The organism is Actinocorallia lasiicapitis (assembly GCF_054778695.1).
The window spans coordinates 35,716-50,530 of the sequence record NZ_BAAGZI010000004.1 but is presented as its reverse complement, the minus strand read 5'-3'; the positions used below and the strand labels follow the sequence as shown (position 1 = coordinate 50,530).

Genomic DNA, 14,815 nt, shown 5'->3' with positions numbered 1-14,815 from the left:
GAGGCCGCGCTCTGCGCCATCGAGACCTCCCGCGCGCTGATCGGGCTCGGCCGGCTCGACGAGGCGATCACCCGGCTGCGCTCCGCGCTGGCCGAACCGCCCCGCCAGGAGCTCGACCCGATCGTCGCGCAGGCACAGCTCGTCCTGGCACAGGCCGAGCTGGCCAGGGGCGACGTGGACGCCGCGCTGCTGGTGCTGCGCACCACCTCGATCCATCTGGACCGGTTCCCGCCGAGCCGTGCGACGGCCTCCCTCGCCCGGGAGCTCGGCGACCTGTTCGACACCGCGGGCGACGGCGCCGCCGCCACCAACGCCTACCGGCGCGCCCTCGAATCGGTGGGGCTGCGCCCCACCCACCAGCCCACTCAGGCGCTGGCCGACCACTGATCCGCGTTCCCGGGCGGGCCGCCCGGGGCCACGGGTCGTGGCCCGTAGACTCGGTCATGGGATGATCGGGGGAAAAGCCATGGCACTGCGCGCGGCACAGAAGGCGTCGCTGGTCGACCAGGTGATCGGCCAGCTTTCGGAGGAGATCGCCCGCGGCACCTGGCCCGTCGGCGGCAAGATCCCGGCGGAGCCGGTGCTGGTGGAGCTGCTCGGCGTCGGGCGGAACACCGTCCGCGAGGCCGTCCGGGCGCTGACCCATGCGGGGCTGCTCGACAGCCGGCAGGGCGACGGCACCTATGTGCGCGCGACCAGCGAACTCTCCGGCGCGGTCCAGCGGCGGCTGCGTGCCGCGGAGATGCTGGAGATCCTCGAGGTGCGGTCGGCGCTGGAGATCCAGGCGGCCCGGCTGGCGGCGGCGCGGCGCACCGAGGAGGATCTGGCGCGGATCAACGCGGCGCTGGAGGCCAGGGAGGCTGCGCTGGGGTCGGGGACACGGGACGATTTCCTCGACGCCGATCTCGCGTTCCATGTGTCGGTCGTCGAGGCCACTCACAACCAGGTCCTCATCGACCTCTACGCGGATTTCACCGCGGCCGTCCGGGCCAGTGTGGTGCTTTCCGGTGATCTTCCGGCCGTGCCGCACCGGCCCATCGCGGACGCGATCGCGGCCGCCGATCCGGAGCGGGCGGCACAGGCCACCCACGACTGTTTCGAGAACGTTCGCCGCGGCGCGGGCTGAGTCGCCGCGGCGGTTCGCTGAAAACCCTTACCGGAACGGTCTTCCCGCACGGATTCGCCGGGATTCATGAGTTGTCTTCGGATTCATCCGTCGGGGAATCGTCGGGAAAATACCGTTTTCGACTGGACGGGTGGGGGGTTCAGTTGCGAGCCCGGTCAAGCCGTGATGAGGCGTCCGGTGATTTCGACGGACGGGCTGATCGCGCGGAGCCGGGTGGCGAGGGCCTCGCCCGCGGCGTCCAACCGTTCGAGGGGGTAGGGCTCCAGCCGTTCCAGAAGGAAGAGGGCGTTCTTGGTGTCCTCGGTGATCCGGGTGCGGACGCACTGACGCCAGTTCCAGCGACGGCAGGTCGCGCCCTCGTCGTCGCGCCAGATGACCTCGCCGGCGGCGGGCGGCTCGTCATCGCCGAAGGTCTCGGTGCCGTCGGCGAGGGTGAGGCGGGCCGGGCCCCGGTAGGTGTCGAGGTCCTCGCCGCCGATCGGCAGGGCGTACTCGACGCTGACGGCGTTGTAGGCGTCGACGACGCGGTTGATGCTGGGCAGCGAGTCGGCGCGACGGATCAGGGCGTCGACCGACGGGCGGGTGCGGTTCGGTTTGGCGCCGAACGCCTTGTAGGCGTCGCGCCAGGCCGTGATGTGGGGGTCGTCCGGGGCGGCGATCTGGGCGGCGGCCGTCAGCCAGGAGGCGGACTGCTGATCGCCGGGCGCGTTCGACAGCCCCTCAGCGATCAGGACGAGTACCGCGAAATCGGGGCGAAGGGCGCGCACCTGTTCGTCGACGACGATCGAATCGAGCATGACCCGATTATCCATGGGAGCGCGCCCGGAACCCGTCACGGGGTCATGCGGCCGTGCCGTGGCCTTGAGGGAGCTCCTGCCGGTGCCCTCCAGTTTCACCGGCGGGCTCGACCTCAAGGCCACGACCCTTTTCTTCGGCGGCTTCCGCCGCCGAAAGTCCAACGTCGAACCAGACCCTGGTACCGGCCGGTTCGCGAGTGATGCCCCACTTCGTCGCGCAGCTGTCGAGGAGTTCGCTGCCGCGTCCCTCGGTGGATTCCGGGGCGACCCTGCAGAAACAGGGCGCGGTGTAGGAGCCTTCGTCAGCGACGACGATCCGCGCCCAGTCCGCGGTGTGGCTGACGGTCACGGTGAAGTGGCCGCCGACCTCTCCGCTTTCGGTGTGTTCGACCGCGTTGGTGGCGGTCTCACTGACGAGCAGGATCGCGTCGTCACGGTAGGAGTGATCGATTCCGAGCTGGTCCGCGACGAATCTTCGCGCCGTGCGGACCTGGTCGGGACGCCCGGGCAGCCGCAGGCTCCGCACCTTGGCAGTCATATGAGCTCGCCTCCGCAATAACGAGTCACTCCGGGTGAGCACCCGATGACACGATGGTCTCCCTTTTGCGGTCATGCTCGCAAGCGATTCCGGACTTCTGGCAGCTTTCCTCGAGTGATCGGCCAGAGGGCGAATCCGATGAACAGCGCCAAGAGATGCCCGGCGGTGCTGTACCGCCCGAAGACCACCACAGACGAAGGAACCAGGATGATCAGTGACAGAAGCAGCGCCCAGCGGCGCCATCCGGTCAGCCGGTAGACCAGCAGGGCGACGAGCGTGAGGCTGCCCATGCTGACCCCGACGTCGATGATCCCGACGAAGTCGTGCCGGAGCACACCCTCCTCCACGAGCCGCGCGGCCCGCGTCGTGGTGATCGCACTGGCGCCGATATGACCGATGTAGAACGCCAGGACCGCCCTGGCCGTGCCGAGCCAGCGCTCGACCGGCGCCCAGACCAGGAGCGCGAGCAGGGTGACATAGGGCAGATCGTCCAGTTCCGTCCAGAGCGCCGAGGTGATCAGCACCGAGATCGGATAGCGCTCCATCTCGTACAGATTGGTGCTGTGCGTGCGGAGCACCGCGTCCTGGACGCCGTCCGGGAGGCCCGCGAGCATCACCCCGTGCATGACGACGAGCATCCACAGGACCGCCGACGCCGGGTTCCTGCGCGTCCAGCCGACCGCCCACCGCCAGCCGCGCCTGACCTGCGCACCGCCCGGCCAGTTCCACCCGGCGGCTGCCGCGAGCAGCAGCGTCAGGATGAGGATCAGTGGTTCGGCCAGCGGAAACATCACCTGGTCCGGTACCCAGGCGAAGATCCACTCAAGCGGCGACGGGCGCCGGCTTCCCTACGGGCGGGGCGGCCATCGTGGGCGCCGCGTCAGCGTCGTTGATCTTCAGCGCGAGGGCCGCGCCGAGCAGGGACATCGCGGCGGCCGCGGCGAACGCCCAGTGGTAGCTGCCCGCGGTCGGGGCGATCGCACCGGCCGGCTTGGCCAGCGCGAGCACGGTCGACAGACCGGCGACGCCGAGCGCGGCGCCGAGCTGGCGGAGCGCGCTGAACATCGTCGAACCCTGCGCCGACAGGCTCTTGGAGACCGTCGCGAACGCCGCGGTCGACGCCGGGATGAACACGTGCGCCATCATCAGGCCGAGGAAGAACATGACGACCGGGATCAGCGGAACCGCGATCCAGCCGAGCAGCACGATCAGCCCGGCGACGACCGTCAGGCTGAACGCCATCATCCGGCGCGGACCGATCTTCCGGTAGCCGCGCGGCACGAGCTGCGAGCCGAGCATGACCCCCAGCGCCTCGGGGAAGGTGAACAGCCCGGCGTGCAGCGCCGAGAAACCGCGGCCCTCCTGCAGCGCGAGCGGGAGCAGGAACAGCACGCCCATGAATCCGGCCGTCGAGAAGACCGAGGCGATGTTGGTCCAGCGGAACAGCCGGTCGCGGTAGAGGCGCAGGTGGAGCATCGGACGGCGTTTGCGGAGCTCGACCTGGATCAGCGCGCCGATGAGGATCAGCCCGCCGAGGCCCGTCAGCAGGACGCGGTGGGACGTCCAGCCGGAGTTCGCGCCCTCGCTGAGCGCGTACATGATTCCGGCGAAACCGGCCCCGGCCAGGACGAACCCGGCGGCGTCGAAGCTGCCCGCCTCGGGTTCGACATGCTCGGGCAGGGTCAGCAGCCCGAAGACGATCGCGACGATCCCGATCGGCAGGTTGAGGAAGAAGACCCAGCGCCAGCCGACGCTGTCGACCAGCAGCCCGCCCAGCACGGGCCCGAGCGCGGGCGCGATCGCCATCGGGACCATCAGGATCTGGTTGGCGCGCATCCGCTCCGCCGGCGGGTAGACCCGCAGCAGCATCGCCATCCCGACGGGCGTGAGCATCCCGCCGCCGACCCCCTGCAGGATCCGGAACGCGATGAGCTGGGTCTCGCTGGTCGCGAAACCGCAAAGCGCCGAGGCCAGCGTGAACAGGCCGAACGCGATCAGGAAGATCCTGCGGTTGCCGAAGCGGTCGGCGAGCCAGCCCGAGGCGGGGATCACCACGGCGAGGCTGACCAGATAGCCGGTGACCATGGCGCCGATCCCGGTGACCGGCACGTCGAAACCGTCCGCGATCTTCGGCAGGGCGACGTTGACGATCGTGGTGTCGAGGATCGAGACGAACATGGCGGCTACGAAAACCACACTGACGGCGACCTTGGGTGTGATCTTCGTGGGCAAGGGGCTCCTTCTGGTCGTCCGGGGGTTCAGGCAACCAGGGTGAAACTTGCCAAGTCAAAGAAATATTCCGTGGCGGCCGGGCTGGGAGCTAGCGGGTGAGGGCGTTGAGCCTGGTCAGGTCGTCGGGGGTGAGCTCGAGGTCCGCGGCGGCGAGGTTCTCGTCGAGGTGGTCGGGGTCGGCGGTGCCGGGCGTCGCGATGATCACTCGGGAGTAGGAGAGCAGCCAGGCCAGCGCGACCTGCGCCGGGGTCGCGTCGTGCGCGGTGGCGATCTCGTTGACGGCCGTGTTGGCGTCGCCCGTCAGGGCGCCGTTGCCGAGCGGGAACCACGGCAGGAACGCCAGGTCGCGGACCTCGCAGAGCTCGATGACCTTCGCCGACTCGCGGTCGAGCAGGTTGAAGCGGTTCTGCACCGAGGCGATCTCGGTGATCTCCAGTGCGGCGTGCAGCTGCTCGACCGTCACCGTATCCAGGCCGATATGCCGGATCTTGCCCTCTTCGCGAAGCTCGGCGAGCGTGCCGAGCTGGTCGGCGAGCGGCACCTGCGGGTCGATCCGGTGGAGCTGGTAGAGGTCGATCCGGTCGAGCTTCAGCCGATGGAGGCTGCCCTCGGCCGCCGCGCGCAGCGCCTCCGGACGTCCGTCGATGTGCCATTCGGTCGCCGACGTGCGGACGACCCCGCCCTTCGTCGCGATGTGCAGCCCCATCGGATAGGGGTGCAGCGCCTCGGCGATCAGCTCCTCGGCCAGATCGGGCCCGTAGTTGTCGGCGGTGTCGAGCAGATCGGCGCCGCCGCGGACGGCCTGCTTCAGCAGCGCGACCGCGTCGCCGTCGGGGAGCTCGCGGGGCCCCCAGTAGCCGGACCCGACGAGGGCGGCGGTACCGAACCCCAGCCTGTGGACGGGCAGGTCACGCCCCACGAAGAACATCCCAAACGACATGAACCCTGACTCTAACCGACGGCTGGAGCAGGCCATACGTACGGGATTGGCCCTTTCCCGGTCTCGCCAGGTCAACGCAGGCTGAGTCCATGTTGGTACTGGCTCAGGTGAGCGACACCCATCTCGACCTCGGCGCACGCAACGCCCGGCGGGCACGGCACGTCATGGATCAGGTGCGGCGGCTGCCCGTCGACGCGCTGCTCGTCACCGGCGATATCGCCGACAACGCCGCGGCCGCGGAGTACGAGCAGGCACTGGAGATACTTTCCTGTTCGGTTCCGACAGTGTTCTGTCCCGGCAACCATGACGACCGGGCGACGCTGCGGAAGGTCCTGCTCGGCGACGGGTCCGGCGGGGACGGGCCCGTCAACCAGGCCCTCGATCTGGACGGGCTGTCGGTGCTGCTGATCGACTCGACGGTGCCCGGCGAGATCCACGGACGGCTGGAGGACTCCGTCCTGGAGTGGCTGGCGGACGCGCTCGACGCGCGGCGCGGCGTACCGACCGTCCTCGGGATGCACCATCCGCCGGTCTCGGTGGGGATCCCCTGGCTCGACGGATACCTGCTGCGCGAACCGGACAGGCTCGAACAGATCGTCCGGCGGTTTCCCCAGGTCGTCGCGGTGGTCGCGGGGCACGTCCACACCGCGGCGGCGGCCGCTTTCGCCGGGGTTCCGGTGATCACCGCACCGGCGACGATCAACACCGCGCTCACTCCCGCGGAACCCGCCGACCTGGACTGGGACCTGCCGCCAGGGTTCACGCTGCATGTGTGGAACGGCACGAGTCTCACCTCGCACGCACGTGTCTGCCCCTGAATTTCGTTGTTCGCGAAGTATGACCGGAGTGTGGACCGCGACAGACTCTTATCGCGGCCGTTCACCGGCTGGTGTCGGGGAGACACACCCCGGGCAGGGCGTGGTGCGGTCACGCTCTGCCCGGGGACACCCCCAGCTCAGGCCGCGTGCCCCCGCGTCTTCCGCCAGAGCGGGCTCACGAAGTAGTGGTTGTCGAACCGCTCCGCCGACGCCGCGATCTCCCCCGGATCGGCCTCCCCCCGCTGGACGCGCTCCAGCAGCCGGAAGTAGTCGAAACGGCCCATTCCGGTGGTGAAGCTGCACAGCACCTCGACGTCCTGGCCCGCGACGGCCCCGAACGCGTGCGGCACCCGCGGCGGCACGACCAGGGTGTCGCCCTCCCCCAGGATCAGAACCTCCTCGTCGAGCAGGAACTCCAGCTTTCCGCTGAGCACGTGGAAGATCTCGGACGCCCGGGTGTGGAAATGGGCGGGCGCACCGTCGGACCCGTCCCGCAGCACCGACCGGTAGAGCGTCGTGTCCGCGTCCTCGACGAGCAGGTGCACGGGGGCCTTCGGCGCCGTCAGCACCACTTCTTGTTCCGCAGCACGCACCAGCATTCGCACTCCCTCATTCTGGATGTCTTGGGTCCAAGATTACCAGAGATCTAGGACATTTTGTATCCAGAATTTGCGGACCTCATAGGGTGCGAGGCGTGATCAAAGGTGTGATGTTCGACTTCTCCGGGACGCTGCTGCGGATCGAGCCGATCGAGGAGTGGGTCCGCGCGGTGCTCGACACGTCCGAGACGTCCCTGCCCGAAGCCGCGATCCTCGCCTGCGTGGAGCGCCTGGAGCACTTCGGCGCGCAACCCGGCGGCCCGGCCCCGGCCGAGATCCCGCCCCGTATCCACCCCCTGTGGACGACCCGCGACCTCACCGCCGAGAACCATCGCGCCGCCTACACCGCCCTGACCATCGAGGCGCTGCCGCCGCTGCCGTCCTTCACCACCCGCCTGCTGGCCGACGCGCTCTACGACCGCACTCAGCATCCGGCCGCGTGGCGTCCCTACCCCGACACCGCCCCGACCCTCGCCGCCCTGCACGAACGCGGCATCCCCGTCGCGGTCGTCAGCAACATCGGCTGGGACCTCCGCCCCGTCTTCAGCCACCACGCCCTCTCCCCCTACATCGACCATTACCTCCTCTCCTACGAATTCGGCGCTCAGAAGCCCGACCCGTCCGTCTTCGAAGCCGCCTGCGCCGCCCTCGGCCTGCCGCCGGCCGCCGTCCTCATGGTCGGCGACGACCTCCACGCCGACACCGGCGCCGCCGCCCTGGGCTGTCCCCTTCACCTCGTCGAACCTCTCCCGGCCGACGCCCGGCCGTCCGCCCTGCTCCCCGTCCTGGCTCTCCTCTAGGCCGTCGCCCCCGCGTGACCCCGGCCGGAGGGCGGTGTCTACGGTGGCAGGGTGAGCAGCGTGTTCCCCGGCGAAGACCCGGACCATGTGGCGCGGCGCGCCTCCTCCTTCGGCGCTTCCGCAGCGGACTACGCGGAGGCAAGACCCGGCTACCCGGCCGACGCCGTCCGCTGGTGCCTGGCCGACGCGCCCGGCGGACGCGTCCTGGATCTCGGCGCCGGAACCGGCAAACTCACCGAGACGCTGCTCGGCCTGCCCGAAGTCGGGCATCTGACGGCCGTCGAACCCGACGCGGCGATGCTCGCCGAGCTCCGCCGCCGCCTTCCCGACCTGCCCGCTCACCAGGGCACCGCCGAGTCGATCCCCCTGCCCGACTCCTCGGTGGACGCCGTTCTCGTCGGCCAGGCCATGCACTGGTTCGACCAGGAGTCCGCCGCCGCCGAGATCGCCCGCGTTCTCGTGCCCGGCGGTGTGCTGGCCGCCCTCTGGAACGTCGACGACGACCGGGTGCCCTGGCTGCACGCGCTGAAGTCCCTGACCGGCAACACCGCGTCCTACCTGAACGAACGCACCGTCCCCATGCTGTCGGGCACCGCCCTGTTCCCGCCCGCCGAACGCGCCGACTTCCCCAACCCGCAGCCCCGCACCGTCGACTCCCTCCTGGCCACTTTCCAGACCCACTCCCAGCTTCTCCTCCTGTCCCCCGAAGCCAGAACCACCGTCCTCGCCAAGGCCAGAGCCCTCCTCACCACCACCCCCGAAACCTCCTCCGGCCCCTTCCTCCGCCCAATGATCACCACCACCTACCGCACCACAAGCCTCCACATCAGAGGCACATGAGGGATCAAGTCGCGGGGAACGGTGCCGGATCGCGGCGGTTTCGGGGTCAAGGGGTGGCGGGGGGCCAGGTGGTGAGCGTCAGGTGGAGGGCTCGGAGGAGTTGGGGCCAGGTGGCGTTGAGGGGGCGTGGGAGGTGGAAGGAGGCGGTGGATTCGAGGACGGTGAAGCCGTGGAAGGTGCTGCGGAGGAGGCGGACGGCGTCGGTGGCGTCGGGTTCGGGGAGGTCGTAGGCGCGGAGGACAGCCGTGGTGATCTCGATGAGGCGGCGGTGGCCCGGGGACGTCGCGGCCAGGTCGGGCAGGAGCGGGAGCTGGACAGCGGCGTAGCGGCCCGGATGGGTGACGGCGAAGGCGCGGTAGGCGTCGGCGAAACCGTAGAGGGCCTGCTCATGGGCGCGGCCGGCGACGGCGGCGGCCAGCCGGTCGGCGAACTCCGTCGCCGACAGCAGGGCGACCCTTGCCCGCAGATCCTGGACGTTCTTGACGTGCGAGTAGAGGCTGGCGTCCTTCACGCCGAAGCCGCGGGCGAGTGCGGTGACGGTCACGGCGTCGAAACCGATCTCGTCGGCCAGATCGGCGGCCGCCACAGCGATCCGGTCGGGAGTGAGTCCGGCTCGCGCCATCCACCCGCCTTCCTAGGATGATTAACCATTTGCCTAGAGCCTCTAGGAATCGTAGCTTGGCCTTATGCGATCCGTCACCGAAGCCGAGATCCGCGCCTCGTTCGTGAACTGCACGAAGGGTGAGGCCAAGCGGCTCGCGATCCCCCGCGATCTGGCCGACCGCCCGTGGGACGACCTCGATTTCCTCGGCTGGCGCGACCTGTCCGGATCGGACCGCTCCTACCTGGTCACCGAGCACGAGGGCCGGCTCATCGGCGTCCTGCTGCGCACCGTCACCCCGTCGCGCACCCAGCCGCGCCGCAGCATGTGCTCTCTCTGCCTGACCACCCACCCGGGCGACGGCGTCTCCCTGATGACGGCCCGCCGCTCCAGCGGCAACTCCTTCGGCCTCCACATCTGCACCGACCTGGACTGCTCCCTCTACCTCCGAGGCATCAAAAAGCCCGCCCCCGGCGGCCGCTTCGAAGAGTCCCTCCCGCTATCCGCCCAGATCACCCGCACCACCGAAAAACTCTCCGCCTTCCTCATCAACCTGCTCTGACTCCCGTGAGCTAGCTGGTCGCCATGTCAACGAAGCGGCTGTAGTGCCCCTGGAAGGCGACGGTCACCGTGGCGGTCGGACCATTACGGTGCTTCGCCACGATCAAGTCGGCCTCGCCCGCACGGGGTGATTCCTTTTCGTAAGCGTCTTCGCGGTGCAGCAGGATGACCATGTCCGCGTCCTGCTCGATGGAGCCCGATTCGCGGAGGTCGGAGACCATGGGGCGTTTGTCGGTGCGCTGTTCGGGGCCTCGGTTGAGCTGGGAGAGGGCGATGACGGGGACGTGGAGTTCCTTGGCGAGGAGCTTCAGGTTTCGGGAGAACTCGGAGACTTCGACCTGGCGGCTTTCGACGCGTTTTCCCGAAGTCATCAGCTGCAGATAGTCGATGACGACCAGACGAAGGTCATGCTGCTGTTTCAGGCGACGGCATTTGGCACGGATCTCCATCATCGACATGTTCGGTGAGTCGTCGATGAACAGCGGCGCTTCCGCCACTTCGCTCATGCGGCGCGCCAGCCGAGTCCAGTCGTCGTCGTTCATCGTGCCCGACCGCATCGCGTGCAACGCCACCCGAGCCTCCGCCGACAGCAGACGCATCGTGATCTCGTTCCGCCCCATTTCCAGGCTGAAGAACGCCGACGTCAACCCATGCTTGATCGAAGCCGCCCGGACGAAATCCAACGCCAACGTCGAGTTGTGCGTCGGAATGCACGCGCGGCTCGCCAGATACATGTGATCGTCGTTGTCCACCTGCACGCACCGCACCGGCACCGACTCGATCGGACGCACATCCACGATGTACCGCACCTGCGTCTTCGCGTCGACGTCCACCTTCGCGCGCTGCCGCTCCGCCTTCCGTGACAGCCCGAACACGATCTCCGTAGGAGTGAAGTCGATCCGATAGAACGTCGAGGTCTCCTCGCGCCGGCCCTCGACCTTCTTGGCCCGTATGGTCGCTTTCCAGCCGAGACTCAGCACAAGTTCAAGGAAGTCATCGGCAAGTCTCTTGTTGACGACCCCGAACTGGACCTGCCCGATCTCCGAGATGGAGCCGTCGGTGTCCAGCAGACCTGCGAGCAGATCCATCCGCTGCTCGCGCGAGGCCCGAAGGTAAGCCTGCGGAATGTGCTTGTTCTCGAAGACGCCGATCTCGCGAAGCTTCGCACTCAGTCCAGCCTCGTCTGAGCTTATCCCGGCCCCGAGCCATGCACCCAGGACGTAGGGATGAACGGCGAGTTCGACTTCAGGCAGGTCGAATGTTCTGGCCGTCGGCACAGCGTGGTTGGGGCGCCCATCGGCACAGCGGAGCGTTTTCGCGATCTCCTCGGTGGTCTTGGTCTCGGTGTGAACAGCGGTCGTCGCGAAACCGATCGGACGCTCGGCTCTCTCCTGCACGGACACATGACGCACAACGAGCTGGCCACCGTCACGCACACGCGAAATCGCGTCGTTCGCCCAAGAGAGATTCTGCTTGTTCTCGCTCTTCTGCCGACGGCTCGCTCTTGTCGTTGTCTTCCACTGATGTTCAGCGTCGGCAACGATAACGGTGCCGTCAGAGAATTCGACTTCATAACAGGGGCGGCCGATCATGACCGTCGTGGCGGCGACGACTCTGGTCGGCTTGCCGTCTCCGCCGATCAGGAGATCTCCGACGTTGACTTCACCCATCGTCGTCCAGCCCGTGGGAGTCGGCAAAGCAGTGGAAAGCTCAAGAGCCTTCCCCATGGCGGGTCTGGCGGCCACGACGATCATTTGGCCGCCGTGGAGGCCGTTGGTGAGGGCGTCGAGGTCGGTGAAGCCGGTGGGGCAGCCGATCATGGAGCCGTCGCGGGAGCTGATGGCTTCGAGCTCGTCCAGGGCGCCGGGCATGATCTCGGACAGGGGCTGGTAGTCCTCGCCGCTGCGTTTGTCGGCGATGGCGTAGACCTCGGCCTGGGCCTGGTCGAGGAGGTCGTCGGCTTCGGCGCCCTGGGCGTAGCCGAGCTGGACGATGCGGGTGCCGGCCTCGACGAGGCGGCGCAGGATCGAACGCTCCTGGACGATCTTGGCGTAGTAGCCGGCGTTGGCGGCCGTCGGAACGGAGTTGATCAGGGTGAAGAGGTAGGGCGCGCCGCCGGTGCGGGCCGCTTCGCCCTTCTTGGTGAGCTCGGCGCCGACGGTGATGGCGTCGACGGGCTCGCCTCGGCCGTAGATGTCGAGGACGACGTCGTAGATGATCTGGTGAGCGGGGCGGTAGAAGTCCGAGGACTTCAGCTCCTCGATCACGTCTGAGATGGCGTCCTGCGACAACATCATGCCGCCGAGCACACACTGCTCCGCGTTGATGTCGTGCGGCGGGACTCGCTCGAACTCGGGTTCCCTAGGGATCTCCGCGACGCTCATCCGGCCACCCCCTTCCCCCTGGACTAACCCCACGCCCCAGTTCTAACTGACGCGTCTGACATTCTCGGGGGGAACGGCGCTACACCCAACTTGATCTGTTGATAAGCCTGTGGACGACCTGTGCAGAGACGGGCTCAGGGCTGTGCACGACCTGTGGAAAACCTGGGGACAACGCCGTGGACAGATCCAAGATTAGGGGCTTGAGCTGCGGAAACGTCATCCACTGCCTGTGGGGAAAAGAAAACATGACCGGGAGATCCTCGCGCTGGCGATTCCGGCGTTCGGGGCGCTCGTAGCGGAGCCTCTGTTCCTGCTTTCGGACACGGCGATCGTCGGCCGGCTGGGGACGGCGGAGCAGGCAGGTCTGGCGATCGCCGCGCAGGCGCTCATGACGCTGATCGGCGTCTGCGTGTTCCTGGCGTACGGGACGACGGCCGCGGTGGCCCGGCAGGTCGGCGCCGGCCGGCTGCGGGACGCGACCCGTCAGGGCGTCGACGGGATCTGGCTCGCGCTCGGGATCGGCGCGCTGCTGGTGGCGCTCGGGGTTCCGCTGGCACCGCAGATCGTCGGGATCTTCGAGCCGAACGAGTACGCCGTGGAGTATCTGCGGATCAGTCTGCTGGGCGCGCCGTCGATGCTGGTGGTGCTGGCCGGGACGGGTGTGCTGCGCGGCCTCCAGGACGGCCGGACCCCGCTGCGCATCGCGTCGGCGATGTTCGCGGTGAACCTGCTGTTGAACGCGGTGTTCGTGCTCGTGTTCGGCTGGGGCATCGCCGGGTCGGCGTGGGGGACGGTGCTCGCGCAGACGGGTGGCGCGCTGTTCTATCTGGCGAGTGTCGTGCGGTTGGCGCGTGCGCACGGTGCTTCGCTGCGTCCGGATCGGGCGGGCGTGCGGGCGTCGGCGACGGCCGGGGTGGCGCTGGTGGTGCGGACGGTCTGCCTGCAGGCGACGCTGGTGATCGCGACGATCGTCGCGGCCCGGCAGGGTTCGGACGAGGCCGCGGCGTACGGGATCAGTTCGCGGATCTGGCTGCTGTCCTCCTATGTGCTGGACGCGGTGGCGATCGCGGGCCAGTCGATCGTCGGCAGGTATCTGGGGGCGGGCGACGTGCCGGGCGCGAAGGCGGCGACCAGGCGGATGCTGGAGTGGAGCCTGTGGACGGCCGTGGCGTTCGGGCTGGTGCTGCTGGCGGTGCGTCCGTGGGTGGGCTGGCTGTTCACGTCCAGCCCGGAGGTTCATGCGCTGCTCGGGAGTGCGCTGCTGGTCGTGGCGTTGATCCAGCCGTTGGGCGGTCCGGTGTTCGCGCTGGACGGCGTGCTGATCGGCGCGGGTGACATGCGGTACCTGGCGTGGGCTCAGGTCGTCACGTTGCTGGCTTTCCTGCCCGCGGCGTGGCTGGCGGCCGGGCAGGGGCTGGTGGTGCTCTGGCTGGCGATCGGGTGGTGGATGCTGGCGCGGCTGGTCACTCTGGCGTTGCGGGCGCGCACGGGCGCCTGGCTCATCACGGGTGCGGCGCGCAGCACCTGAATCTCCTTGAACAGGAGTTCGAAAACTTGCTCGAACTGTCGGCCCTCTTCGCTAAACTTCGAACATGCGTTCACCGCACGGCGACCGGCTGGCTCGCCTCACCCAGGCCATCGACGACTTGGCGGCGCACGGCCTCGCCGGGTTGCCGCCCGACGCGCTGGCCGAACGCGTAGCCGTCACCCTCGCTCTCGTCGAGGGGATCAACCCCGAGGAGATCAGGCGGCGCACCAGGTACACGGGCATCGAGAACTGAGTCAGTCCTCGGGACGCACCCAGGTGTCGCCTTGGAAGAGCAGGAAGACGAAGACGAGTAGAGCGGCATAACCGAGGACGAGCCCGGCGGTCGCCAAGGGGTAGCCGCGCTCGTCATGGGCGCGGATCTGACGGCGGGCGAGGTGGCCGAAGAAGACGGCGAGGAGGCTGCCGAGCCAGCAGCCCCAGAGAACGGCACAGACGAGGGACGCGACAGCGTAGGGGTTGGTGCGACGCACGAAGCTGATGTTCCCACGGCTTTTAACGCGAAACGGGCCGGATCGCTATGATCCGGCCCGTTTCGGTGGAAGATGGCGGGCCGTAACCGAGGAGACGGCCGCTGATCTTCGTTAGGCGACGTTCAGGTTGACCGTGCCGGCGACGTCGGCGTGCAGCCGGACGACGACCTGGTGCGAACCCGTGGTCTTGATCGGGTTACCGATCTCGATCCGGCGCTTGTCGAGGTCGGGACCGCCGGCGGCCTTGACGGCCTCGGCGATGTCACCGGCGGTGACGGCGCCGAAGAGGCGGCCGCTCTTGCCGGACTGGGCCTTGACGACGACCTTCAGACCCTTGAGCGAGTCCGCGATCTCCTTGGCCTGCTCCAGCGTCGCGATCTCGCGAGCGGCGCGGGCCTTCTTGATGACCGCGATCTGCTTCTCGGCGCCCTTGGTCCACTGGATCGCGAACTGGCGGGGCACGAGGTAGTTACGGCCGTAGCCGTCCTTGACCTCGATGACGTCGCCGGGAGCGCCCAGGCCGGCCACCTGCTGAGTCAGGATGAGCTTCATGATCTGGT

General features: G+C 68.6%; 18 protein-coding genes. 8 read left to right on the top strand and 10 right to left on the bottom strand.

The genetic code is table 11. The features are described from left to right. Both ACYVE7_RS01310 and ACYVE7_RS01305 read left to right on the top strand, forming a co-directional pair. Positions 1-387 (top strand): tetratricopeptide repeat protein (locus tag ACYVE7_RS01310; RefSeq protein WP_460362428.1); only part of this gene is annotated, 387 nt, incomplete at its 5' end. A 79-nt stretch (positions 388-466) separates the two neighbouring features. Further along, entirely contained in the window at positions 467-1,126 is a 660-nt protein-coding gene (locus tag ACYVE7_RS01305; RefSeq protein WP_460362426.1) for a FadR/GntR family transcriptional regulator, read from the top strand. A 155-nt stretch (positions 1,127-1,281) separates the two neighbouring features. Here the strand turns inward: ACYVE7_RS01305 and ACYVE7_RS01300 are convergent, their stop codons facing one another. From ACYVE7_RS01300 to ACYVE7_RS01280, 5 genes are all read right to left on the bottom strand, one after another. Next, positions 1,282-1,923, bottom strand: a complete 642-nt coding sequence (locus ACYVE7_RS01300) for a B3/B4 domain-containing protein (protein WP_460362425.1) — start codon at positions 1,921-1,923, stop codon at positions 1,282-1,284. Between the two features lie 43 nt (positions 1,924-1,966). Then, positions 1,967-2,461, bottom strand: coding sequence for an ATP-binding protein (locus tag ACYVE7_RS01295; protein ID WP_460362424.1), 495 nt, complete (start codon positions 2,459-2,461; stop codon positions 1,967-1,969). A gap of 71 nt (positions 2,462-2,532) precedes the next feature. Beyond that, a complete protein-coding gene (locus tag ACYVE7_RS01290; RefSeq protein WP_460362433.1) occupies positions 2,533-3,252 on the bottom strand; it encodes a rhomboid-like protein in 720 nt (239 codons plus the stop codon). Between the two features lie 31 nt (positions 3,253-3,283). Then, the gene (locus tag ACYVE7_RS01285; RefSeq protein WP_460362422.1) at positions 3,284-4,693 is read right to left on the bottom strand and encodes an MDR family MFS transporter; all 1,410 of its coding nucleotides are present in this window, start codon (positions 4,691-4,693) and stop codon (positions 3,284-3,286) included. Positions 4,694-4,781: 88 nt separating this feature from the next. Beyond that, positions 4,782-5,633: an aldo/keto reductase gene (locus ACYVE7_RS01280; RefSeq protein ID WP_460362420.1), complete on the bottom strand. Its 852-nt coding sequence runs from the start codon at positions 5,631-5,633 to the stop codon at positions 4,782-4,784. 89 nt (positions 5,634-5,722) lie between these two features. On the opposite strand from ACYVE7_RS01280, the gene ACYVE7_RS01275 reads away from it, so the two are divergent. Then, a complete protein-coding gene (locus ACYVE7_RS01275) occupies positions 5,723-6,451 on the top strand; it encodes a metallophosphoesterase (RefSeq protein ID WP_460362419.1) in 729 nt (242 codons plus the stop codon). Positions 6,452-6,588: 137 nt separating this feature from the next. Here the strand turns inward: ACYVE7_RS01275 and ACYVE7_RS01270 are convergent, their stop codons facing one another. Further along, positions 6,589-7,050, bottom strand: coding sequence for a cupin domain-containing protein (locus ACYVE7_RS01270; RefSeq protein WP_460362417.1), 462 nt, complete (start codon positions 7,048-7,050; stop codon positions 6,589-6,591). Positions 7,051-7,145: 95 nt separating this feature from the next. On the opposite strand from ACYVE7_RS01270, the gene ACYVE7_RS01265 reads away from it, so the two are divergent. Further along, positions 7,146-7,850: an HAD family hydrolase gene (locus tag ACYVE7_RS01265; protein ID WP_460362416.1), complete on the top strand. Its 705-nt coding sequence runs from the start codon at positions 7,146-7,148 to the stop codon at positions 7,848-7,850. A gap of 51 nt (positions 7,851-7,901) precedes the next feature. Then, positions 7,902-8,690: a class I SAM-dependent methyltransferase gene (locus ACYVE7_RS01260; RefSeq protein ID WP_460362414.1), complete on the top strand. Its 789-nt coding sequence runs from the start codon at positions 7,902-7,904 to the stop codon at positions 8,688-8,690. 46 nt (positions 8,691-8,736) lie between these two features. Here the strand turns inward: ACYVE7_RS01260 and ACYVE7_RS01255 are convergent, their stop codons facing one another. Further along, positions 8,737-9,312 carry a TetR/AcrR family transcriptional regulator gene (locus tag ACYVE7_RS01255; RefSeq protein ID WP_460362412.1) on the bottom strand — a complete coding sequence of 192 codons (576 nt, stop codon included), beginning with the start codon at positions 9,310-9,312 and terminating at the stop codon, positions 8,737-8,739. A 64-nt stretch (positions 9,313-9,376) separates the two neighbouring features. Here ACYVE7_RS01255 and ACYVE7_RS01250 point away from each other — a divergent pair, with 64 nt between their 5' ends. Further along, positions 9,377-9,853 (top strand): FBP domain-containing protein, encoded by a 477-nt coding sequence (locus ACYVE7_RS01250; protein WP_460362410.1) that lies wholly within the window; start codon positions 9,377-9,379, stop codon positions 9,851-9,853. A gap of 10 nt (positions 9,854-9,863) precedes the next feature. Here ACYVE7_RS01250 and dnaB read toward each other — a convergent pair whose 3' ends face one another. Beyond that, on the bottom strand, positions 9,864-12,236 hold the full coding sequence (gene dnaB / locus ACYVE7_RS01245) for a replicative DNA helicase (protein ID WP_460362408.1): 2,373 nt from the start codon (positions 12,234-12,236) through the stop codon (positions 9,864-9,866). 223 nt (positions 12,237-12,459) lie between these two features. On the opposite strand from dnaB, the gene ACYVE7_RS01240 reads away from it, so the two are divergent. Together ACYVE7_RS01240 and ACYVE7_RS01235 are read left to right on the top strand one after the other, a co-directional pair. Beyond that, positions 12,460-13,764, top strand: coding sequence for an MATE family efflux transporter (locus ACYVE7_RS01240; protein ID WP_460362432.1), 1,305 nt, complete (start codon positions 12,460-12,462; stop codon positions 13,762-13,764). A gap of 64 nt (positions 13,765-13,828) precedes the next feature. After that, positions 13,829-14,017 (top strand): hypothetical protein, encoded by a 189-nt coding sequence (locus tag ACYVE7_RS01235; RefSeq protein ID WP_460362407.1) that lies wholly within the window; start codon positions 13,829-13,831, stop codon positions 14,015-14,017. Between the two features lies 1 nt (position 14,018). On the opposite strand, the gene ACYVE7_RS01230 is transcribed toward ACYVE7_RS01235, so the two are convergent. Further along, the gene (locus ACYVE7_RS01230; RefSeq protein ID WP_460362406.1) at positions 14,019-14,255 is read right to left on the bottom strand and encodes a DUF4190 domain-containing protein; all 237 of its coding nucleotides are present in this window, start codon (positions 14,253-14,255) and stop codon (positions 14,019-14,021) included. A gap of 111 nt (positions 14,256-14,366) precedes the next feature. Next, entirely contained in the window at positions 14,367-14,807 is a 441-nt protein-coding gene (rplI, locus tag ACYVE7_RS01225) for a 50S ribosomal protein L9 (protein WP_460362404.1), read from the bottom strand. Positions 14,808-14,815: the final 8 nt, after the last annotated feature.

Excerpts from the sequence above, each read along its gene's own strand:
- ACYVE7_RS01275 (WP_460362419.1), top strand. The coding sequence starts at position 5,723 with ATGTTGGTACTGGCTCAGGTGAGCGACACCCATCTCGACCTCGGCGCA.
- ACYVE7_RS01295 (WP_460362424.1), bottom strand. The coding sequence starts at position 2,461 with ATGACTGCCAAGGTGCGGAGCCTGCGGCTGCCCGGGCGTCCCGACCAG.
- ACYVE7_RS01305 (WP_460362426.1), top strand. The coding sequence starts at position 467 with ATGGCACTGCGCGCGGCACAGAAGGCGTCGCTGGTCGACCAGGTGATC.
- ACYVE7_RS01300 (WP_460362425.1), bottom strand. The coding sequence starts at position 1,923 with ATGCTCGATTCGATCGTCGTCGACGAACAGGTGCGCGCCCTTCGCCCC.
- ACYVE7_RS01250 (WP_460362410.1), top strand. The coding sequence starts at position 9,377 with ATGCGATCCGTCACCGAAGCCGAGATCCGCGCCTCGTTCGTGAACTGC.
- ACYVE7_RS01290 (WP_460362433.1), bottom strand. The coding sequence starts at position 3,252 with ATGTTTCCGCTGGCCGAACCACTGATCCTCATCCTGACGCTGCTGCTC.
- ACYVE7_RS01235 (WP_460362407.1), top strand. The coding sequence starts at position 13,829 with ATGCGTTCACCGCACGGCGACCGGCTGGCTCGCCTCACCCAGGCCATC.
- ACYVE7_RS01270 (WP_460362417.1), bottom strand. The coding sequence starts at position 7,050 with ATGCTGGTGCGTGCTGCGGAACAAGAAGTGGTGCTGACGGCGCCGAAG.
- rplI (WP_460362404.1), bottom strand. The coding sequence starts at position 14,807 with ATGAAGCTCATCCTGACTCAGCAGGTGGCCGGCCTGGGCGCTCCCGGC.
- ACYVE7_RS01280 (WP_460362420.1), bottom strand. The coding sequence starts at position 5,633 with ATGTCGTTTGGGATGTTCTTCGTGGGGCGTGACCTGCCCGTCCACAGG.
- dnaB (WP_460362408.1), bottom strand. The coding sequence starts at position 12,236 with ATGAGCGTCGCGGAGATCCCTAGGGAACCCGAGTTCGAGCGAGTCCCG.
- ACYVE7_RS01255 (WP_460362412.1), bottom strand. The coding sequence starts at position 9,312 with ATGGCGCGAGCCGGACTCACTCCCGACCGGATCGCTGTGGCGGCCGCC.